Annotated in this window: 18 protein-coding genes and 1 pseudogene; 9 read left to right on the top strand and 10 right to left on the bottom strand. The window is 70.0% G+C overall.

Annotated features, from left to right (window positions below; all coding sequences use genetic code 11):
• Positions 1-15: 15 nt before the first annotated feature.
• Positions 16-1,203 (top strand): HlyD family secretion protein, encoded by a 1,188-nt coding sequence (locus tag FOB47_RS04525; protein ID WP_174780090.1) that lies wholly within the window; start codon positions 16-18, stop codon positions 1,201-1,203.
• Positions 1,200-2,771, top strand: a complete 1,572-nt coding sequence (locus tag FOB47_RS04520; protein ID WP_174780089.1) for an MFS transporter — start codon at positions 1,200-1,202, stop codon at positions 2,769-2,771. The genes FOB47_RS04525 and FOB47_RS04520 overlap by 4 nt, the downstream gene beginning before the upstream one ends.
• A gap of 26 nt (positions 2,772-2,797) precedes the next feature.
• Here FOB47_RS04520 and FOB47_RS04515 read toward each other — a convergent pair whose 3' ends face one another.
• Positions 2,798-3,763, bottom strand: coding sequence for a DMT family transporter (locus FOB47_RS04515; RefSeq protein WP_174780088.1), 966 nt, complete (start codon positions 3,761-3,763; stop codon positions 2,798-2,800).
• A 133-nt stretch (positions 3,764-3,896) separates the two neighbouring features.
• Between FOB47_RS04515 and FOB47_RS04510 the strand changes: the two genes are divergently transcribed.
• Entirely contained in the window at positions 3,897-4,904 is a 1,008-nt protein-coding gene (locus tag FOB47_RS04510) for a LysR family transcriptional regulator (protein ID WP_226994948.1), read from the top strand.
• Here the strand turns inward: FOB47_RS04510 and FOB47_RS04505 are convergent.
• Both FOB47_RS04505 and FOB47_RS04500 read right to left on the bottom strand, forming a co-directional pair.
• Positions 4,886-5,494: an SAM-dependent methyltransferase gene (locus FOB47_RS04505; RefSeq protein WP_174780087.1), complete on the bottom strand. Its 609-nt coding sequence runs from the start codon at positions 5,492-5,494 to the stop codon at positions 4,886-4,888. The genes FOB47_RS04510 and FOB47_RS04505 overlap by 19 nt on opposite strands.
• Positions 5,491-7,107 carry an acyl-CoA synthetase gene (locus FOB47_RS04500; RefSeq protein ID WP_174780086.1) on the bottom strand — a complete coding sequence of 539 codons (1,617 nt, stop codon included), beginning with the start codon at positions 7,105-7,107 and terminating at the stop codon, positions 5,491-5,493. Before FOB47_RS04500 ends, FOB47_RS04505 begins: the two co-directional genes overlap by 4 nt.
• Before the next feature lie 205 nt (positions 7,108-7,312).
• Here FOB47_RS04500 and FOB47_RS04495 point away from each other — a divergent pair, with 205 nt between their 5' ends.
• Positions 7,313-7,864 carry a TfoX/Sxy family protein gene (locus FOB47_RS04495; RefSeq protein WP_174780085.1) on the top strand — a complete coding sequence of 184 codons (552 nt, stop codon included), beginning with the start codon at positions 7,313-7,315 and terminating at the stop codon, positions 7,862-7,864.
• A 6-nt stretch (positions 7,865-7,870) separates the two neighbouring features.
• Here FOB47_RS04495 and FOB47_RS04490 read toward each other — a convergent pair whose 3' ends face one another.
• Genes FOB47_RS04490 through FOB47_RS04480 form a run of 3 tightly spaced genes read right to left on the bottom strand, consistent with a single transcriptional unit; the run spans position 7,871 to position 10,312 of the window.
• Positions 7,871-8,506, bottom strand: coding sequence for a flavin reductase family protein (locus FOB47_RS04490; protein WP_174780084.1), 636 nt, complete (start codon positions 8,504-8,506; stop codon positions 7,871-7,873).
• Positions 8,507-8,535: 29 nt separating this feature from the next.
• Positions 8,536-9,306 (bottom strand): GntR family transcriptional regulator, encoded by a 771-nt coding sequence (locus tag FOB47_RS04485; protein ID WP_174780083.1) that lies wholly within the window; start codon positions 9,304-9,306, stop codon positions 8,536-8,538.
• 4 nt (positions 9,307-9,310) lie between these two features.
• Positions 9,311-10,312 carry a polysaccharide deacetylase family protein gene (locus FOB47_RS04480; RefSeq protein ID WP_174780082.1) on the bottom strand — a complete coding sequence of 334 codons (1,002 nt, stop codon included), beginning with the start codon at positions 10,310-10,312 and terminating at the stop codon, positions 9,311-9,313.
• On the opposite strand from FOB47_RS04480, the gene FOB47_RS04475 reads away from it, so the two are divergent.
• From FOB47_RS04475 to FOB47_RS04455, 5 genes are read left to right on the top strand one after another with little or no spacing between them, the layout of a single operon-like run.
• A complete protein-coding gene (locus FOB47_RS04475; RefSeq protein WP_174780081.1) occupies positions 10,302-10,682 on the top strand; it encodes a hypothetical protein in 381 nt (126 codons plus the stop codon). The two genes, FOB47_RS04480 and FOB47_RS04475, sit on opposite strands and share 11 nt — an antisense overlap.
• The gene (locus FOB47_RS04470) at positions 10,682-11,857 is read left to right on the top strand and encodes an ABC transporter substrate-binding protein (protein WP_174780880.1); all 1,176 of its coding nucleotides are present in this window, start codon (positions 10,682-10,684) and stop codon (positions 11,855-11,857) included. Before FOB47_RS04475 ends, FOB47_RS04470 begins: the two co-directional genes overlap by 1 nt.
• 58 nt (positions 11,858-11,915) lie before the next feature.
• Complete coding sequence (locus tag FOB47_RS04465) at positions 11,916-12,791, top strand: branched-chain amino acid ABC transporter permease (RefSeq protein ID WP_174780080.1); 876 nt, start codon at positions 11,916-11,918, stop codon at positions 12,789-12,791.
• Positions 12,788-15,388 (top strand): branched-chain amino acid ABC transporter ATP-binding protein/permease, encoded by a 2,601-nt coding sequence (locus FOB47_RS04460; RefSeq protein WP_053824067.1) that lies wholly within the window; start codon positions 12,788-12,790, stop codon positions 15,386-15,388. Before FOB47_RS04465 ends, FOB47_RS04460 begins: the two co-directional genes overlap by 4 nt.
• Positions 15,388-16,989: a gamma-glutamyltransferase family protein gene (locus FOB47_RS04455; protein ID WP_244959290.1), complete on the top strand. Its 1,602-nt coding sequence runs from the start codon at positions 15,388-15,390 to the stop codon at positions 16,987-16,989. The genes FOB47_RS04460 and FOB47_RS04455 overlap by 1 nt, the downstream gene beginning before the upstream one ends.
• A gap of 16 nt (positions 16,990-17,005) precedes the next feature.
• Here FOB47_RS04455 and FOB47_RS04450 read toward each other — a convergent pair whose 3' ends face one another.
• From FOB47_RS04450 to FOB47_RS26095, 4 genes and pseudogenes are all read right to left on the bottom strand, one after another.
• Positions 17,006-17,482, bottom strand: a complete 477-nt coding sequence (locus tag FOB47_RS04450; RefSeq protein ID WP_174780079.1) for a RidA family protein — start codon at positions 17,480-17,482, stop codon at positions 17,006-17,008.
• A gap of 5 nt (positions 17,483-17,487) precedes the next feature.
• Positions 17,488-18,621, bottom strand: a complete 1,134-nt coding sequence (locus tag FOB47_RS04445) for an alanine racemase (RefSeq protein WP_053824068.1) — start codon at positions 18,619-18,621, stop codon at positions 17,488-17,490.
• Positions 18,622-18,672: 51 nt separating this feature from the next.
• A complete protein-coding gene (locus tag FOB47_RS04440) occupies positions 18,673-18,897 on the bottom strand; it encodes a tripartite tricarboxylate transporter substrate-binding protein (protein WP_226994950.1) in 225 nt (74 codons plus the stop codon).
• Positions 18,884-19,057: pseudogene (locus FOB47_RS26095) on the bottom strand (haloacid dehalogenase); the annotation flags it as partial. The pseudogene FOB47_RS26095 and the gene FOB47_RS04440, both read right to left, overlap by 14 nt.
• Positions 19,058-19,150 lie beyond the last annotated feature (93 nt).

The raw sequence follows: 19,150 nt of genomic DNA, 5'->3' as shown, positions 1-19,150 counted from the left end.
CAGCGGAGCGAACCCATGGCGACCCAGGCAAGGAGTCCCGCTTCGTCGCGGGGGCCATCGCGGCGAGCGCTGCTGGTCTCGCTGACGATCGCCGGCGCGCTGCTGGCAGGCTACGGCGGCTATCGCTGGTGGCAGCACCGCCAGCACACGGTCACCAGCGACAACGCCTATGTGCGCGCCGACGTCACCGCGGTGGCGCCGCGCGTGGCCGGTTATGTGCGTGCCGTCGCCGTCGACGACAACCAGCGGGTACGCGCGGGCGACGTGCTGTTCCGCATCGACGACGCCGACTATCAGGCTCGCGTGGGCCAGGCCGAGGCCGATGTGCAGGCGCGCCGCGCCGCGCTGGCGACGCTCGAGCGCCAGCATCGGCTGCAGCAGGCGCAGATCCGGCAGGCACAGGCGACGCTGCGCATCCGGCAGTCGGCCACGCACCGCGCGGCGCTCGATCACCGGCGCCACGCCTCGCTGCTGGAAGTCCATGCCAGCAGCCGCCAGACCTATGAGCTGGCGCGCGCCGAGGCCGAACAGGCGGCGGCCGCCGAGCAAGGCGCGCTAGCCCAGCTCGATGCCGAGCGCCGCCGGCTGGACGTGATCGCCGCGCAGGTCGACGAGGCCCGGGCCGCCGAGGCGGCCGCGATGGCACGGCTGGAGCTGGCGCGCATCGACCTGGGCAATACCGTGGTGCGTGCGCCGGTCGACGGCGTGGTCGGCAATCGGCAGATTCGCGTCGGCCGCTACGTGCAACCCGGCACGCAAGCGCTGGCGCTGGTACCGGTCGAGACATCGTGGGTCGTCGCGAACCTGAAGGAGACCGAGCTGCACCGCATCCGCGTCGGCAGCCCGGTACGGATCGAGCTCGATGGCTATCCCGGCGTGCCGATCGACGGCACCGTCGTCAGCGTCTCGCCGGGCAGCGGCGCGCAGTTCGCGCTGCTGCCGCCGGACAACGCCACCGGCAACTTCACGAAGATCGTGCAGCATGTGCCGGTCAAGATCATGCCGACGCGCGGCGGCCCGCTGCACGGGAAGCTGGTACCCGGACTGTCCGCGGTGGTGTCGATCGATACGCGGCCTGGCGCGGCAGCGTCGGCTACGCCGGCCGCACGGCAGGTCGCCCGGCAACTACCGCGGGGACTCGCGCAGGGACCTACGCAGGGACTGACGCAGGGTCTGACGCAGGATCTGACGCAGGCCAGATGATGGACCCGCGCTTTGCCACGCTGCTGGCGGCGGTGACACTGCTCGCCCTGACCGACGCCATCAACGGCACGCTGATGATGGTCAATCGCGCCCATTTCGCCGGCGGCCTGCATGCGACGCTGGACGAGGCGGCGTGGATCAACATCCTGTACTTCGCGGCGAAACTGGCCGGCTTTGTCATCGCGACCGCGGTGGCCCGCCGCTTCGGCGAGGCTGCGGTGCTGCGGTGGTCCGGCGTACTGCTGGTGGCATCGACCGCGGCCGCATCGCTGCCGCTCGATCTGGCGATGCTTGGCGCGTGCCGCTTCGTGCAGGGGGCCAGCGCCGCGCTGATGCTCGCCACCGCGCAGGCGTTGCTGTTTCGCGATGCGCCGCCGCGCTGGACGCCACTGAGCCAGGCGGTGTTCGCGCTGGCGACCGTGATGGCGCCGACCACGCTGGCACCGCTGGCGCAGGGATGGGTCACCGATCATGGCTCCTGGCGCCTGGTGTTTCTGGCCGGCGTGCCATTCGGGCTGTCGGGCATCGGGCTGGCCTGGTTGGTCCTCGGTCGCGAGCTCCCTGACCAGCGGGGCGACGTGGGCAGCGCGGCGCTACCGCGCGCTCTCGATCCGGTCGGTATCGCGCTGCTGACCGTCACCTCGATCGCCACCGTATTCGTGCTGCAGGAAGGCAATCGCCACGACTGGCTGCACTCGCCGCCGATCGTGCACGCAGCACTGCTGGCCGGGGCGGCGCTATCGCTGACGGCATGGCGCCAACACCGGCGCGATGGCGGGCGCTGGCTGCAGGCGCAGCTGTTCCGCGATCTGCATTTCACCTTCGGCTTCTGCGTCAGCTTCGTGGCCGGCTTCGCGCTGTTCGGCAGCGCCTTCCTGCTGCCCGCCTTTGCACTGAACGTGCTGCGGCTCAGCCCGACCCATGCGGGCGATCTGCTGACATCGAGCGCCGCCACCGCGTCGCTGGGCCTGCTGTTCGGCGGCGCGCTGGCGCAATACACCCGCGTGGCGCCGTTCAAGCTGATCCCGCTCGGCATCGTGCTGTTCATGCTGGCGATGGGCATGCTGTCGTACACGACCGCGTACAGCGGCCTGCCGGACATGACGCCGCCATTGCTGATCCGCGGCTTCGGCCTCGGGCTGATGTTCCTGTCGCTGACGCTGGTCACGCTGGGCGGACTGCCGGCCACACTGGCCTGCCAGGGCGCCGCGCTGTTCAACTTCGGCCGGCAGTTCGGCGGGCTGATCGGCATCGCCTTCCTGCAGACGTATCTGCATCATCGCCATGGCGCCGCGCGCAGCGCGCTGGTGCAGACGCTGCCGGTCGGCGTGGACGCTCCGCTCGCCGCGGCATCGATGGAATCGCCGTTGCAGCAGGCGCTGTCGCACGCCGACCCGACCGTGGCGATGGCCGCCACGCTGGAACCGCTGCTGGAACGGCAGGCCGGCGCGCTGGCCTTCAATGCCGGCTTCCTGTCGCTGGCGCTGCTGTTCGTCGTGGCGATTCCCGTGCTGCTGGCGATCAAGGCGGTGCTGACCCGCTACGCTGGCGATACCGCCGCGCATTGACGGGAGATGGCGATCCAGCCTCGCCGCTACGTCGGTTCCACCGCTCTCGGCACCTCGTGCGCCGGCGCGATCGCACGGTGCCATCGCACGGTGGCCAGCAGCGAGGCCAGCACGATCAGGCCGCCGCCGATCCAGCCGGACGGCGCAACCCGCTCGCCCAGCCACAGCCACGCGAACAGCGCGCCGAACGCAGGCTCGCTGCCTATCAGCAACGCGACGCGGGTCGGGCTGCTGCGCTTGATCGCGTAGTTCTGCGCGAAGAAGGCGAACAGCGTGCAGGCGCCGACCAGATAAACGAGGCAGAACCAGAAGGCGCCCTGCGCGCCGAACCCGGGTAACGACGGCAGCGGCGGCAGCGGCCAGGTGGGTGCGCCATTGGCGCCAGCGGCCCATGCGACTGCCACGCTGCCGATCGTCACGACGCCAGCCTGCAGCGCGGTAACCGCGAGCGCGGGCGGCGGCTGCCGGCCCATGCTGTGCTTCATCGCGCAGACATAGATGGCCCGCAGCAGCGCGGCCAGCAGGATCAGCGCATCGCCGGGATGAAAGGACAGCGGCCATGCCCCGCCGGCGGCCAATATCCAGGCACCGCACAGCGACAGCAACACCGCGACCCATTCCAGGCGCGCCGGCCGGCGCGACAGCAGCAGCCATTCGATCAGCGGCGTCAGCACCACGCACAGGCTGATCAGAAACGCCGCATTGGCGGCCCGGGTCAGCAACAGGCCGAAGGTCTCGCACAGGAAGATGCCGAGCAACAGCACGCCGGCCCCGGCGACGCGCGCCACCGACGCCGCCGGTATGCTCCGCAGGGACGCCAGCGCCGGCGACAGCAGCACGAAGGTCAGCCCGAAGCGCAGCGCCAGCAGACCCAGCACCGGGTAGTACTGCAGCGCCTGCTTGGCGACACCGTAGCTGGTGCCCCAAACCACGGCGACCCCAAGCAGCATCAGGTCGGACAACATCAGCAGGCGGGCTTGTGGGGCGGTCATGGCTTCGGGACTCGGCGGATGCGCGGACAAGAAGTTCGTTTCGCGCATTGTCGGGTATTGCATCCACGGCGATAATCGGTCTCATCCGCAAATCTTTGATGTCGCCGATTCATCAATCTCCACGCCCCGCCAGATGCACCAGAACACGCTGATCGCCCTGCTGCCGGACCTCGCGGTCTTCGCTCGCGTCGTCGAAACCGGCAACTTCTCGCTGGCGGCCCGCCAGCTCGGCAGCACGCCATCCACCGTCAGCCGGCAGATCAAGCGGCTCGAGGAGGCGCTGGCCACGCGTCTGCTCGAACGTTCGACGCGCAAGGTTCGCGTGACCGAAGCCGGCGAACAGGTGGCGCGGTTCTGCCGCGACATGGTGGGCGCCGCGGCCGGCGCCGTCGATGCGGCCGGCCAACTGGGCGGAAGTCCACAGGGCCGCGTCACGCTGAGCGCGCCGGTGGCCTACGCGAAGACCGTCCTCCATCCGCTGATTCCGGCGTTCCTGCGCCAGTACGAGCAGATCGACGTGCATCTGCGCTTTTCCGACCAGAGCGTCGATCCGCTGGCCGACGAGGTCGATCTGGTGATCCGGCTGACCGACGATCCGCCGCCGGGGCTGGCTGGCCGCCGCCTCGGTACGGTGCGCTGGGTGTTGTGCGCGTCGCCGCGGTATCTGGCCAAGCGCGGCGTGCCGGCGCAGCCGCGGGAGCTAGCCGAGCACGACTGCCTGTTCCTCGGCGAGGTTGCCGACGACAATCGCTGGCGCTTTCGCCGCGGCGTCGAGACGCAGACGGTCGCGGTGCGCGGGCGCTATATCGCCAATCACGTCGGCGCGCGGCTCGAAGGCGCGCTCGGCCATCTCGGCATCGCGGCCCTGCCCGACTTCGCCGCGCACGCGGCACTGCATTCGGGCAAGCTGGTGCAGGTACTGCCGGACTGGGACTTCCGCGCGCGGGCCTACCAGGGCGCAGTGTGGCTGCTGTATCCGCCCAAGCGCGTGCTGCCGCCGAAGGTCCGCGTGCTGATCGACTACCTCGCGATGCGCCTGAGCACGCAGGCGGACACGCAGTGGGGCCAGCATGAGCAAGGCCGGCCCCGCGCCGCGGCCGCGCCCCGCCGCAAGCCGGCCAATCAGGCGGCCTCGCGCTGAGTCGGCCTCAGCCCATCGGCGGTCCACGCGTCGATCATGAAGTCGTCCTCGCGATAGCTGGCCGTGCGCGCATACCCGGTCTCCTGCTGGAGGATCCGATGCACCTCGTCCGCGGGACACGCCTGCTCGTCGAACGGATGCCGCCAATGGCAGGCCAGCAGCAGCCCGTCGGGCTCCATCGACTCGCGTACCCGGCGCGCCAGCAGCGCGACCTGGTCCGGCGCCAGGTAGTAGCAGAACTCGCTGAGCACGACCAGATCGAAACGCTGCGGCGGCCATTCCGACGGCACCTTGATCGTCTCCACGCGCACGTTCGGCACGTGGCCGGCGCGCGCGGCCGCAGCCTGGACCGCGCGGGCGTGCCGGTCCGCCGCCAGCAGCGCCTCGCAGCGCGGCGCCAGCACGGCCGTCATTTCACCGTTGGCGCAGCCGGGCTCGAAGGCCGAGCGATAGCGCGGCCGATCGAGCATCGCCAGCAGCAGCGCGCGCTTGCGCGCCTCGAACCAGCGCGTGCGGTAGTGCCAGGGATCGTCGCCGTTCGCGTAGACGGCATCGAAGTACGCGTCGGGCGTCGGCTCGCCGGCGCTCATCGCGGCGCCTCGTAGCGGCGCCGCAGTTCGCGCTTGAGCAGCTTGCCGCTCGGGTTCTTCGGCAGCGCCTCGGCGAAGATCACGCGCTTGGGCACCTTGAAATGCGCCATGCCCGCCTTGCAGAAGTCGATCACCTGCTGCTCCGACAGCGACCGCCCCTCCTTGAGCACGATCACCGCGGTCACCGCCTCGACCCAGTAGGCATCCGGCAAGCCGATCACCGCGACCTCGGACACTTCGGGGATGCGAAAGATCATTTCTTCCACTTCGCGGCTGGCGACGTTCTCGCCGCCGCTCTTGATCATGTCCTTCTTGCGGTCGACGATCGTGATATAGCCCTCGTCGTCGCGCACCGCCAGGTCGCCGCTGTGGAACCAGCCGCCACGGAACGCCTCCGCGGTGCGTTCGGGATCGTTGTAGTAGCCGTCCAGCAGCTGCGGCGAGCGATGAACGATCTCGCCGACCTCGCCCGGCGCGACATCGCGCATTTCGTCGTCGACGATGCGGGTCTCGACATTGAGTGCCGGCTTGCCGGCCGAGCCGGCCTTGCGCAGCTGGTCGTCGGGATGCAGCACGGTCGCCAGCGGCGCGATCTCGGTCTGGCCGTAGAAGTTCCACAGCCGCACGCCCGGCATGCGGCGCTGCATTTCCTTCAGCACCTCGACCGGCATGATCGACGCCCCGTAGTAGCCCTTGGCCAGCGAAGCGAGGTCGGCACCGTCGAACAGCGGCGAGCGCAGCAGCGCGATCCAGATCGACGGCGGCGCGAAGAAGGCATTGACGCGATGGCGCGCGATCAAGGGCAGGATCACGTCGGGCCGCGGCTGGCCGGTGATGATATTGGTGGCGCCCAGGTAGACGGCCGGCCCGAGGAACACGTCGAGCTGCGCGCAGTGATACAGCGGCAGCGCGTGCAGCACCACGTCGTCGGCCTGCATATTGCCCTCGACAATGCAGGTCACGTACTCCCACAGCACCGCCTCGTGGCTCAGCATCGCGCCCTTGGGCAGCGACTCGGTGCCGCTCGTGTAGATGATCTGCAGCAGTGCGCGCGGATCGACCGGCGCGATGTCGGGCGCCGGCGCGCTCGCCATCAACAGATCGTCGAAGCGCAGCATGCCCTCGGGCGCGCCGTCGGCCTGGTCTTCGGAAGGCAGCCAGATCTGCAGGCCGATCTGCACCCCGGCATGTTGGCCGTCCCCGGTGCCCCGCTCGGCCGCGGCCATCGCGTCGACCGCCAGCGCTTCGAAGCCCGCGCCGACCAGCAGCGTGCGCGCGCCGGAGCTGCGCAGGATGTAGGCGACCTCGCCGGCATTGAGCATGAAGTTGATCGGCACCAGCACCGCGCCCATGCGGGCCAGCGCGAAGCGCATCGCCGCGAACGCATGCGAGTTGCGCGACAGGATGGCGACGCGGTCGCCGGCGGCGATGCCCTGCTGCGACAGCGCCGCCACCAGGCGGTCGCAGATCTGGTCGAAATCGCGGTAGCTCCACTGCACGTCGCCGCAGACGATGGCCGTCTTGTCGGGCGTGCGCTGTGCCGAACGCCGCAAGATGTCTCCCACGCCATGCTGATGCGCGCGGCGGATCGCCGCCTGCTGGTCTAGCGTCATGCTGCTGTCTCCTGTGCCTGTTCTGTGCGCGTCGTGTGCGCGTTCTGTGCTCGTTCCCTGCATCCTGCTCGCGGCGGACCGCTGCGCGGAACATCGGCCGCCGGCCGCGTCAGGCTAGCAGCATTCGCGCGGCGGCGCATCCCCCCAGGGCCCGGTGCGGGCGGTGCTAACATCGCCGGATCGCACGTCTGCCAGCCATCCGCCCATGTCCGCGTCCCCACGCCGTCCGGATCCCTTCGTCGACCATCTGCTCGAACTGATGGCGCCGCTGGCCGCCCGCATCGGGCCGATCGCGGCCAAGCGCATGTTCGGCGGGCATGGCTTGTATTACGACGGGTTGATGTTCGGCCTGGTCAGCGACGGCCGCTGCTACCTGAAGGCCGATGCGCTGACGCTGCCGCGATTCGAGGCGCAAGGGTGCGAGCCCTTCAGCTATCGCAGCCGCGACAAGGAGGTGGTGATACGCCACTGCCTGAGCCTGCCGGCGCAGTGCCTGGAGTCGGCGGGCGAGATGGAACCGTGGGCGCGCGCGGCGGTGGAGGCCACGCTGCGGCTGGCGAACGCGGCACCGGCCAGGCGCAAGCCGGCAGCGAGGAAGGCGGCACCGAAGGAGGCGGCGCCTGAGCAGGCGGCACCGAGCGCCGTGGCGCCGACGAAGATGGCGGCGAAGAAAGGAACGGCGAAGAAGATGGCGGCGAACAAGGATGCCGTCCAACCCGAGCCGCGGCGGAAGGCGCGGGGAAAGGCGCAGGGATAGCGCCCGTCAGATCTCGTCGATCGCGGTCGACGCGGTCGGTTTGCCCGCTTCCTGCTCCAGCGAGAAGCGGTCGCGCGTGGTGACATAGAAGCTGGCACCGAAGCGCCCCACCGGAAAATAGTCCTGCAGCCTGACGCGCCAGCGTTCGGTGTCGATCAAACCGTCCCTCGCATGCAGCCGCAGCACGCGGCCGATGAAGATCTGGCGGCTGTCGGTCTCGAGCGTCTCCCACAGCCGGCATTCGAACGCGACGGGCGCCTCGGCGATCCGCGGCGGCGCGATCTGCGAGCTGGGCGCGGCCGTCAGGCCCACGTGCGCGAGTTCGCTGACATCCGGCGGCAACCGCTCGCCGCAACGGTGCATCCGTTCGGCCATCGGCTCGTCGCACAGATGCACGACAAATTCCCCGGCGCGCACGATATTCGCCGCGGTGTCCTTCAGCGCGCCATCCGCCAGGCGGTTGACGCTGATCATCACGATCGGCGGCTCCTCGCCGAGCATGTTGAACATCGAGAACGGCGCGGCATTGGCGGTGCCGTCCTGCCCCAGCGTGGTGACCAGCGCGATCGGCCGCGGCACGATCAGACTGGCCATCAGCTTGTAGCGCTGGTATTCGGTAATGGCGTCGAAATCGATTTCCATATTGGCGCACTTGCCTCGTTGGTGGTGAGTCAAAGGCCGAGCAACTGGGCCAGGCTCTTCTCGCCCTGCATGCGGCAAGTCTCGATGCGCTGCTCCAGCTCGCGCAGATGCGCGTCCATCCTGGCGATGGCGCCGGCTGCATCGCGCCGCTCGATGCAATCGACGATTGCCGCGTGCTCGTCGTGCTCGCATGGTGCATGGCCGGGCGGCTCGTACAGGCCGACGATCAGCGAGCAGCGCGATACCAGTTCGGTCAGATAGCGCTGCAGCACCGGATTGCGCGCCAGCGCCGCGATGCGCAGATGAAAGCCGCTTGCCAGCCGCGCCCACGAGGGCTGGTCGAAGCGATGCATGGCGTCGTGCTCGTCGGCCAGCTGCCGGCGCAGATCGCGCAAGTCCGACGCCGTGGCGCGTGCCACCGCCATCTCGACCAGCACGCGTTCGAGCGCGCGGCGCGCCTCGAAGATCTGGCCCGTCTCCTCCGGCGTCGGTTCCGCGATCACGGCGCCCTTGTTGGGCCGAAGCGCCACGATGCCGTCGTGCGCCAGCTTCTCCAGCACGCGCCGCACCACCGCGCGGCCCACGCCGAACAGCTGGCACAGCTCCGGCTCGGGCAGCTTGGTGCCGGGCGTCAGCCGATGGTTCAGCACGCCGTCGAAGATCGCCTGGTAGATGCGCGTATCGGCTTCCGCGCTCGCGTGCTCCGCGGCCGCCGGCCCTGTCGGGTGGACCGCCCTCGCGGTCCTCGCGCTGCTCGCGGTGGACCTGGTGCCGGCCTTGTTCAACGAACGAGCCGTCATGATGTCACCCTCCGGCCGCCACGGCGGTCGTCACCGTTGGCGTCGACGCCGGCATCGACGTTGGCGCAACGGCGTCTGCCTCGCCGGCCGCAGCCTCCATCGCCTCGCAGATCGCGCCCGGTGTCGTCATCCAGATCTCGCCATCGTCGCGGTGCCGCGCGATATGCGCGAGCGCCCGGCGCAGATGGCGCAGCCGGTGCGGCTGCCCGACCAGATAGGGATGCAGCGCGACCCCCATCACCAGCGGCTGCGGATGCGTGGCGTGGTTGGCCTGCACCAGCATCTCGTCGAAGTGGTCGACGATCATGTCGGCGAAGGCGGCGCCGTCCATCTGCCGCCCGACGATCATCGGGATGTCGTTCAGCTCCTGCGGATAGGGAATCGACCATAGCGGCCCGCCGCGTGTAGCCATCCGCACCGGGCGATCGTCGTGGCACCAGTTCAGCGTATAGCGGTAACCGGTCTCGCTGAGCAAGTCGGGAGTCAGCGCGCTCTCCGAGATCCACGGCGACAGCCAGCCTTTTGGCGGCTCGCCCGCATGGGCGGCGATGCGGTCGCGGCAATGGCGCAGCAGCGCGCGCTCGCCCGCCTCGTCCAGATCGCTCTGGCGCACCGCGTTCGTATGCCCATGCCCGATCAGTTCGTCGCCGCGCGCGAGGAAGGCGTCCGGCACCTCGGGACAATGGTCGTACAGCGCGGTATTGAGCAGCACGCCGGTCGGCATGCGCAGCCGGTCGAACAGCTCCAGGCAGCGCCAGACGCCGACACGGTTGCCGTATTCGCGCCAGCTGTAGTTCAGCACATCGGGCTGCGGCGACGCGGGTCCGATATTGGCGCCCAGACCCTCGCCGAACGCGAAGTGTTCGATGTTGAAGCCGAGATAGACGGCAAGCCGCGCGCCACCCGGCCAAGCGAAGTCGTCGACATCGGTAATGGGGCGATAGGGAAAGCGCCCATGCGAGCGCAGCGGGCCGAACGGCGGCAGCGGATCCGGATTGTGGGTCATCGACCTGTGTCTTTCCTGGTTTGGCGATCGCGGCATCCGCGCGACATCGAACGTCCCGCGCGGCAATGGCGGCGCGCGGTGCACCGCCCTGGCCCCGCTTCGCTACGTGCCGCACCGCATTCGTGCGGCACGCACCGGCTTCGATCGCGATCATCTCGATATCGAAATCGTTCGCAAGATGCAGGCCAGATCGTCTGCGATCCGCGGGTCCTTTCCCTTCAAGGCATCGCGCTCGCGTGTCGACGCGTGGCATGCCTCTTGCGATCGCATCGGCCGCCGTCGCTTCGACGACGCCAATTCCATCCCCTTGCACCGATCCGGAGAACTGCCATGTCCCGCCACCGTCCCCAACCGCGTCGCCGCGCGCTGATGCTCGCCGTCGCCGCATCCACCGCCGCGTGCGCGCTGCCCGCCGTGCCGGCGCTGGCGGCCGACACCGTCAAGATCGGCCTGATCACGGCGATGACGGGACAGTCGGCACGCGCCGGCGAAGCGCTGACGCGCGGCATGACGATTGCGATCGACGAGATCAATGCGAAGGGCGGCGTGCTGAACGGCCGCAAGCTCGAGCTTGTCCGGCGCGACGACGAAAGCAATCCCGCCAAGGGCGTGCTCGCCGCGCGCGAACTGATCTACAAGGAGAAAGTCGCGGTGCTGTTCGGCGGCCTGGATACACCGGTATCGATGGCCATCGTGCCGATCGCCAACCAGGAGAAGGTGCCGTTCATGGGGCCGTGGGCCGCCGGCACGCCGATCACGCGCAACGGTGCCAACCCCAATTTCGTGTTCCGCGTGTCCGCGGTCGACGAGCTGGTCGACAAGGCGATGCTGCAGTACGCGCAGAAGACCTTCGGCGCCAGCAAGCCCGGGCTGATCCTGGTCAACAACCCGTGGGGCGAGTCCAACGAAAAGGGCATCGTTGCCGCGCTGACCGCCAAGGGCATGAAGCCGGCCGGCATCGAGAAATTCGAGGCCAACGATGTCGACGTGGTGCCGCAGCTCGGACGCCTGAAGGCCGCGGGCGCCGACGTGCTGCTGATGGTCGGCAACGTCGGCCCTTCGGCCCAGGTCGTCAAGTCGCTGGACCGCATGGGGTGGAAGGTGCCGGTGGTCTCGCACTGGGGCCCGGCCGGCGGACGCTTCACCGAGCTGGCCGGCCCGAACGCCCGCAACGTTCACTTCGTGCAGACCTACAGCTTCTTCGGCGCGCCGTCGCCGGTCGGCACGCGCGTCGTCAACGCGCTGAAGGCGAAATACAGCGACATCAAGGGGCCGGACGACATTACGCCCGCGGTGGGCGTCGCCAACGCCTACGACGCCACGCATCTGGCCGCGCTGGCCATCCAGCGCGCCGGCTCGACCAAGGGCGACGCGATACGCCAGGGCTTCTACCAGATCGATCGCTACGAAGGCCTGATCAAGACCTATCTGAAGCCCTTCTCGCCGCAGGTGCATGACGCGCTGACCGAGAACGACTACGTCTGGGCCCAGTTCATCGACAACCGCATCGTGCCGGTCGCCGACAAACAGGCCGCGTCGAAGTAAGCCACCGAATGAAGCGGCCGGACCAGGCCGCCGACGACGTCCGCTCGAGGAACACACGATGTTATGGATCTCCGCCGCGATCAGCGGCCTTGGCCTGGGAAGCATGTACGGGCTGATGGCGCTGGGTTTTCATCTGACCTATGTGGTCAGCGCCACCGTCAATTTCGCCCAGGGCAGCTCGATGATGCTCGGCGCGGTCTTGACCTACACCTTCACGCAGACGCTGGGCTGGCCGATGGCGGCGTCGGTGCTGCTCGCGTTGGCGTTGTGCGCGCTGTACGGGCTGGCGATCGAATTCGTCGCGGTACGGCCGTTCGCCAGCCGCGGCTCGGACGCCTGGCTGATGGCCACAGTGGCGCTCGGCATCGTGCTCGATAACGTCGTCACGCTGACCTTCGGCACCGAGCCCCGCAGCCTGCCGTCGCCGCTGGCCACAAGCTCGCTGCAGCTGGCCGACGGCCTCGGCGTCTATCCGCTGCAGCTGCTGATTCCGGTCGTGGGCCTGGCGCTCGCGGGCGTGCTGCACTACGTGCTGCGCCATTCCCGCTGGGGGCTGGCGATGCTGGCGGTCGTGCAGAACCGCGATGCCGCCCGGCTGATGGCGATCCCGATCCGCCGCACCGTGGCCGCGGCCTTCGCGGTGTCGACGCTGCTGGCCGGCGTCGCCGGCGTGCTGATCGCCCCGCTGTTCAACGTGCAGTCGGACATGGGCACCGTCTTCGGGCTGAAGGCCTTCGCGGTGGCCATTCTCGGCGGGCTGTCCAGCGCCTGGGGCGTAATGATCGCGGGCCTGATCTTCGGCGTGGTCGAGGCCGCCATCACGGCCTCGCTGGGTTCGAGCTACACGCAGATCATCACGTTCGCGCTGGTGATCGCGCTGCTGGCACTGCGCCCGGCGGGACTGTTCGGCCGCGCGGAGGTACGCAAGGTATGAACGCGCACGCTCGTCTCGTTGCCGGCATCGGCACGCCGCCGCAGATCGGCGCCATGGCCCTGGCGCTGCTTGGCGCCGCGGCCGCCGCGATGATGCTGAACGGCTATTTCGTCTTCGTGATCGCCGGCGTCGCGATGCTGGCGATCTGCGGCGTGGGCCTGAACCTGCTGATCGGCCTGACCGGCCAGATCTCGTTCGGCCACGTCGGCTTCTACGCGATCGGCGCCTACAGCGTCGCGATCCTGACCGGCCAGGCCGGCTGGGCGTTCTGGCCGGCCTGGCTGGCCGGAACGGTCATGGCCGCGCTGACCGGCGCGCTGCTGGCGCTGCCCGCGCTGCGCGTCAAGGGACCGGGCCTGGCGATGATCACCATCGCGTTCGGCTTCATCGTCGAGCATGGGGCGGTCGAGTGGCGCACGCTGACCGGTGGGCAGAATGGGCTGATGGGCATCGCGCAGCCCTCGCTGCCCGGCGTCGAAGGCGGCGAGCGCGCGCTGACGCTGATCGCGCTGGCGGTGCTGGCCATCTCGCTGGCGGCCTACGCGCGCATTTCGCGCGGCAGCTGGGGCGCGGCGATGCGGGCGGTGCGCGACAGCGAGACCGCTGCGGCATCGATCGGCATCGATCCGCTGCTGGTGCGTACGGTGGCGTTTGCCTTCTCGGCCGCGCTGGCCGGGCTGGCCGGCGGACTGTTCGCGCCGATGCAGGGCATGGTCACGCCGGGCATGTTCTCCTTCCTGCAGTCGATCCTGTTCGTGCTGGCGGTGATGATCGGCGGTGCCGGCACCGTCGCCGGTCCGGTGATTGGCGCGGTAGTGGTCGGCATGCTGCCGGAACTGCTGTCCAGCCTGGAGAACCTGCGGCTGCTCTGCTTCGGCATGCTGCTGCTGGTGGTGCTGTGGGTCGCGCCGCAGGGGATCGTCGGCGTGGCCACCGCGCTGCTGCGCCGGCTGCGGACCCGACGCACCGTTGCCGCGGCATCGCGCGAGGCGGCCGACATGCCGCTGCCCGTGCGCGAGCCCGCGGCGCGGCGCGCGCTGGTGGCCGACGGGCTGTCGATGGTATTCGGCGGCGTGCGCGCCGTCGACCGGTTGTCGTTCACCGTGGCGGACAGCGCCGTGACCAGCCTGATCGGCCCCAACGGCGCAGGCAAATCGACGGTGCTCAATATGCTGTCCGGCTATTACCGGCCGCACGCAGGCGGCAGGCGCCTGGGCGACACCGCGCTGCCCGCGCGCGGCGCCTGTCATAGCGCGCGCCACGGCATTGCGCGGACCTATCAGACCTCGCAGCTGTTCGGCGGCCTCAGCGCCGCCGACAATGTCGCGCTCGCGCTGGGCGGCGGACGCCTCGGCACGCTGCTCGGCACCGCGCGCTTTACCGCCGCCCCGGTTCGGCAGCAGGCCCTTGCGCTGCTGCGCGCCTGCGGCTATCGCGGCGATCCGGACGCGAGTGCCGCCGATCTGGCGCACGTCGACCGCAGGCTGGTCGAGATTGCGCGGGCGCTGGCCACCCGGCCCGCCGTGCTGCTGCTCGACGAGCCCGCCGCGGGATTGTCGCGCGAGGACAAGGCCAGCCTCGGCCGGCTGCTGCGCCGCATCGCGGACAGCGGCATCGCCGTCGGCCTGGTCGAGCACGACATGTCGCTGGTGATGGAGGTATCCGACCGCATCGTCGTGATCGATGCCGGCCAGCGTCTGGCGGTCGGCACGCCGGCCGAGGTACGGGCCGATCCCGCGGTCCGCCGTGCGTACCTCGGCGAGGCGGCCGTCGGCAATGCGGCCGCCGCCGCACCGCGGCGCGTGTCGCGCGATGCCGCCGGCGCGGAACTGCTGGGCGTCAACGCGCTGCGGACCGGCTACGGCGCGGCGCCGGTGCTGCACGACATCGCGCTGCAGGTGCGCGAGGGCGAGATGGTGGCGCTGCTCGGCGCGAACGGCGCCGGCAAATCGACGCTGATGCGCGCGCTGTCGGGCCTGCACCGCCCGGTGCAGGGCGGCATCGCGTTCGACGGCGTCGACCTCGCCGGCATCGACGCGGCTCGCATCGCGGCGATGGGCATGGTGCTGGTGCCCGAGGGCCGGCAGGTCTTTGCCGAGCTGTCGGTGCTCGACAATCTCAGGCTGGGCGCATTCCCGTCCGGCCGCCTGAGCCGCGGCGAGATGCAGCGCCGCATCGAATCGATGCTGCTGCGATTCCCGCGGCTGCGCGAACGGCAGCATCAGCGCGCCGGCCTGCTGTCCGGCGGCGAGCAGCAGATGCTGGCCATCGCACGCGGCCTGATGTCGCAGCCGCGCATGCTGCTGCTGGACGAACCGTCGCTGGGCCTGGCGCCGAAGATCATCGACGAGCTGTTCGCGTCGCTGGACCGCCTGCGCGACGCGTCGCTCACGATCCTGCTGGTCGACCAGATGGCCGCGCTGGCACTGACGCTGGCCGACCGCGCCTACGTGCTGGAGGAAGGCCGCGTGGTCGCCAGCGGACGCGCCGATCTGCTGGCCCGCGATCCGGCGCTGGTGCAGGCGTACCTGGGTGGCGACGGCAGCGGCGAAGGCGACGCGACTGCCGGCGTGGCAACGCAAGCGGTGGTGGCCTGATGGACGCCGGCCTGTTGTCCCCGCCCGGTCTGGCGCGCTCCCGCGACGGCATGGTGACCAGCCCGCACGCGCTGGCCAGCGAGGCCGGACGCGAGGTATTGCGCAGCGGCGGCAATGCCATTGAAGCGGCGATTGCGATCGGCGCGACGCTGTCGGTCACCTACCCGCATTTCACGGGGCTGGGCGGCGACGCCTTCTGGGTCATTGCCGACGGCGCAGGCCAGGTGCGCACGCTGTCCGGCATCGGCCAGGCGGCCGCCGCCCCGCCGAACTTCGATGGCGAGATTCCGACGCGAGGACCGGCGGCCGCCCTGACCACGGCCGCCACCGTCGATACCTGGGACCGTGCCTATCGGCTCAGCCGCGACACATGGGGTGGCACCACCTCATGGGAAGCGCTGTTCCACCGCGCCATCGAACATGCCGAGGCAGGGTTTCCCGTCACGCCGTCGCAACGCTTCTGGCTGGATTTTCGCGCGGGACAGTGGCGGGACTGGCCCGGCTTTGCCCGCGTGTTCCTGCCCGACGGCCGCATTCCGGAAATCGGTGAGCGCTTCCGCCAGCCGGAGCTGGCGCGCAGCCTGCGCCGGATCGCCGAACGCGGCGCCCGCGACTTCTACGAAGGCGAACTGGCTGAACGCATCGCCAGCGGCCTGCGCGAGGCCGGTTCGCCATTGCGCGCGGCCGATCTCGCGGCGACACGGGCCCGTGAAGAATCGCCGCTGACGGTGCCGTATCGCGGCGGCGACCTCGTCAGCCTGCGTCCGCCCACCCAGGGCGTGACCACGCTGCAGATCATGGGCATACTCGACCGCTTCGACGTCCGCGCGGTCGCCGAAGGCAGCGCCGATTACTACCATCTGCTGGTCGAGGCGGTAAAGCAGGCGTTCATCGAGCGCGACCGGCACGTGGCCGACCCCGAGTTCGTCGACGTGCCGGTACGGACGATGTTGTCGTCCTCGCATCTCGACCGGATGGCGGCGGCAATCCGGCCCGAGCGCGCGCTACCGTGGCCGCACCGCTTCCGTACCGGCGATACCGTCTATCTCGGCGCGGTCGACAGCCAGGGCCGCTGTGCCAGCGTACTGCAGACCGTCTACTTCGACTGGGGCAGCGGCGTGGTCGCCGGCGACACCGGCATCCTGTGGCACAACCGCGGCGCGGCGTTCAGCACCGACCCCCGGCACCACAATGTGCTGCGGCCGGGCAAGCGGCCCTTCCACACGCTCAATCCCGGGCTCTATCTGCAGGGCGGGCGCCCGCGGCTGCTGTACGGCACGCAGGGCGCCGACGGGCAGCCGCAGACGCTGGCGGCGGTGCTGACGCGGATGATCGACTACGGCATGGACCCGCTGGCGGCGCTGTCGCGCCCACGCTTTCTGCTTGGCCGGACGTTCTCGGATACGCGCGACACGTTGAAGCTGGAGGCCGATGCCGGCGACGCGGTGATGCGGGAGTTGGCCGCGCGCCGCCATGAACTGAGCCCGATCGCCGCGCAGAGCCCGCTCGCCGGCCATCCCGGCGCGATCCGCATCGGCGCCGACGGCACCATCGAGGGCGCCCACGACCCCCGCAGCGACGGCATGGCGCTCGGCTGCTAGCGGTCGCCGGGGACCTTCAGCGCAGTACCGGCGGCGGCGACAGCGGTGCCTGTGCCGCCGCGGGATGCAAGGCCACCGCCTCGACCTCGGCCAGCACGCCATAATGCAGTGCCGGCACCGGCACCACCGCGCGTGCCGGCCGCGCGTCGCCCAGCATCCGCCGGTAGGCCGCGTCGAACGCCGGCCAATGTTCGACACCGGCCAGATAGACGGTGACCTTGATGACGTCCTTCCAGCCGCAGCCGGCCGCGGCCAGCGCGGCCTCGACGTTGCGCAGCGCGAGCGCGGCCTGTTCCGCCAGCGGCAGATCGGCGCGCGGTTCGCCCCGCGCGTCCAGCGGCAGCTGACCCGACACGAATACCAGCCCCAGCCCCGTGGCAACGTGCGAGTAGTGGCCGCGCGGCGCCGCCAGTGTGGGCACGTCGGGATAGGCGACACCTTGCGCGGCGAGCGTTGCGGCGATCGGATTCGCGTCTCGATTCACGTTGGTCATCGCGCTCACCATCCACTGAAGCGCGGCCACCGCGCCTCGATGTCGGCGCTCCCTGCCACCACGGTGTAGGCACCGTGCTGTGCGGCCGTCGCGCACGCGTGGTTCGGCAGGATGCGCAGCAGCGTGCCGACCGGCAGCATCGGCGTCGCGTCCGGATCGGTGCGATGGCTGACGATCCCGTGCTCCTGGTTGGCGTCGACCATCAGCAGATCGGCCAGCGGCTTGCCGTCGATATCGCAGACCACGCCATAGCCCTGGTCGACCGGCTGCTTCGCGGTACCGCGATCGCGCGACATCGCCATCCAGCCCGCATCGGTGATCAGCCAGCCCTTGTCGCGCTGATGGCCGATCACGGTGCACAGCACCGACAGCGCGATGTCCGAGGTGTCGCAGACGCCGATGCCGTTCATCACCAGGTCGAAGAACACGAACACGCCGGCCCGCACTTCGGTGACGCCATCGAGCGACCGCGCGAAGTGCGCGGTCGGCGTGCTGCCCACGCTGACCACCGGCGCCGCATGCCCGGCCGCGCGCAGGCGCTGCGCGGCGCGCACGGCGCCGGCCCGCTCCTGTTCGGCCAGCGCCTCGATCGCTGCTGCCGAGCGGCAGTTGTACGAATCGCCCGCATGCGTCAGCACGCCGGCGAGCCAGGCGCCCTGCCCTTCATGGCCCCGCAGCGCTGCCGCGATCTCGAGGAGCAGCGGGTCCTCCGGCTTGACGCCGGAGCGGTGGCCGTCGGTATCGATCTCGATCAGCACCGGCACGCCGAGGCCGCGCTGGCGGCAATAGGCGGCGACCGCGGCGGCCGCCTCGACGTTGTCGAGCAACAGCGTCATCCGCGCCCCGCGCCGCACCAGGTCTTCGACATGCGGCAGCTTCGACGGCACGATGCCGACGGCATAGAGGATGTCGGTCCAGCCGTGTTCGAGAAAGTAGCCGGCCTCCTTCAGCGTCGACACGGTGATCGCCGAACCCGGTGCGCCGATGCGCGCGGTGACGTCGGCCGACTTGTTGGTCTTCGCATGCGGACGCAGTGCCACGCCGAAAGGCAACAGCCGTTCGCGCAGACGCGCGATGTTGCGCTCCATCTTCGTGCGGTCGAGGACCAGCACCGGCGTTTCGAGTTCATGCAGCGTCATGGGTTTCCTTCCATTGCATCTGGCGCATCGTCTGGTCGAGGCGTTCCCCGCTCAATCGAGCTGCACCTTGTTGGCTTCGAGAATGGGCCGCAGCCGCGCGGTCTCGCTGTCGACCAGCCGCGCGAGATTGGCCGGCGTGTTGTCGGCACGGGCGGGAAATTCGACGCCGACCTCGCGCATCTGCCGGATCAACGCCGGATCGGCCAGCGCGTCGTTGATCGCCTGATTGAGCCGTGCCACCACCGCGGGGGGTGTTCCCCTGGGCGCCGCAGGCATAGGTGCGCTTCAGATACGCGGCGCGCCAAGCGCGACCCGGCGCCTCGCCGCCCGCCACGCTGTTCCACAGCGTCCACGAATCGAGCAGCGCGGTCAGCAGGTCGAACAGCACGACATCGTATTGGCGTGCGTAGTTGGGTTGGCGTGGTTGGCTGGTCATGGTGCGGCCCCGGTTGGAATCGATGCCACAGTGTAGGTGGCGTGTGCCCGGCCGTGGTTAATGGCATAGAATTTCTTGATTCACCTCTGGGTT

It is taken from the genome of Cupriavidus gilardii (genome assembly GCF_013347325.1).
Taxonomy (GTDB): Bacteria; Pseudomonadota; Gammaproteobacteria; order Burkholderiales; family Burkholderiaceae; genus Cupriavidus; species Cupriavidus gilardii.
The sequence above is the reverse complement of the archived record's forward strand: the minus strand, read 5'-3'. Positions and strand labels throughout refer to the sequence as shown.

Coding starts and splice junctions, on each gene's coding strand:
- FOB47_RS04525 (WP_174780090.1), top strand. CDS start 16: ATGGCGACCCAGGCAAGGAGTCCCGCTTCGTCGCGGGGGCCATCGCGG.
- FOB47_RS04520 (WP_174780089.1), top strand. CDS start 1,200: ATGATGGACCCGCGCTTTGCCACGCTGCTGGCGGCGGTGACACTGCTC.
- FOB47_RS04515 (WP_174780088.1), bottom strand. CDS start 3,763: ATGACCGCCCCACAAGCCCGCCTGCTGATGTTGTCCGACCTGATGCTG.
- FOB47_RS04510 (WP_226994948.1), top strand. CDS start 3,897: ATGCACCAGAACACGCTGATCGCCCTGCTGCCGGACCTCGCGGTCTTC.
- FOB47_RS04505 (WP_174780087.1), bottom strand. CDS start 5,494: ATGAGCGCCGGCGAGCCGACGCCCGACGCGTACTTCGATGCCGTCTAC.
- FOB47_RS04500 (WP_174780086.1), bottom strand. CDS start 7,107: ATGACGCTAGACCAGCAGGCGGCGATCCGCCGCGCGCATCAGCATGGC.
- FOB47_RS04495 (WP_174780085.1), top strand. CDS start 7,313: ATGTCCGCGTCCCCACGCCGTCCGGATCCCTTCGTCGACCATCTGCTC.
- FOB47_RS04490 (WP_174780084.1), bottom strand. CDS start 8,506: ATGGAAATCGATTTCGACGCCATTACCGAATACCAGCGCTACAAGCTG.
- FOB47_RS04485 (WP_174780083.1), bottom strand. CDS start 9,306: ATGACGGCTCGTTCGTTGAACAAGGCCGGCACCAGGTCCACCGCGAGC.
- FOB47_RS04480 (WP_174780082.1), bottom strand. CDS start 10,312: ATGACCCACAATCCGGATCCGCTGCCGCCGTTCGGCCCGCTGCGCTCG.
- FOB47_RS04470 (WP_174780880.1), top strand. CDS start 10,682: ATGCTCGCCGTCGCCGCATCCACCGCCGCGTGCGCGCTGCCCGCCGTG.
- FOB47_RS04465 (WP_174780080.1), top strand. CDS start 11,916: ATGTTATGGATCTCCGCCGCGATCAGCGGCCTTGGCCTGGGAAGCATG.
- FOB47_RS04460 (WP_053824067.1), top strand. CDS start 12,788: ATGAACGCGCACGCTCGTCTCGTTGCCGGCATCGGCACGCCGCCGCAG.
- FOB47_RS04455 (WP_244959290.1), top strand. CDS start 15,388: ATGGACGCCGGCCTGTTGTCCCCGCCCGGTCTGGCGCGCTCCCGCGAC.
- FOB47_RS04450 (WP_174780079.1), bottom strand. CDS start 17,482: ATGACCAACGTGAATCGAGACGCGAATCCGATCGCCGCAACGCTCGCC.
- FOB47_RS04445 (WP_053824068.1), bottom strand. CDS start 18,621: ATGACGCTGCATGAACTCGAAACGCCGGTGCTGGTCCTCGACCGCACG.
- FOB47_RS04440 (WP_226994950.1), bottom strand. CDS start 18,897: ATGCCTGCGGCGCCCAGGGGAACACCCCCCGCGGTGGTGGCACGGCTC.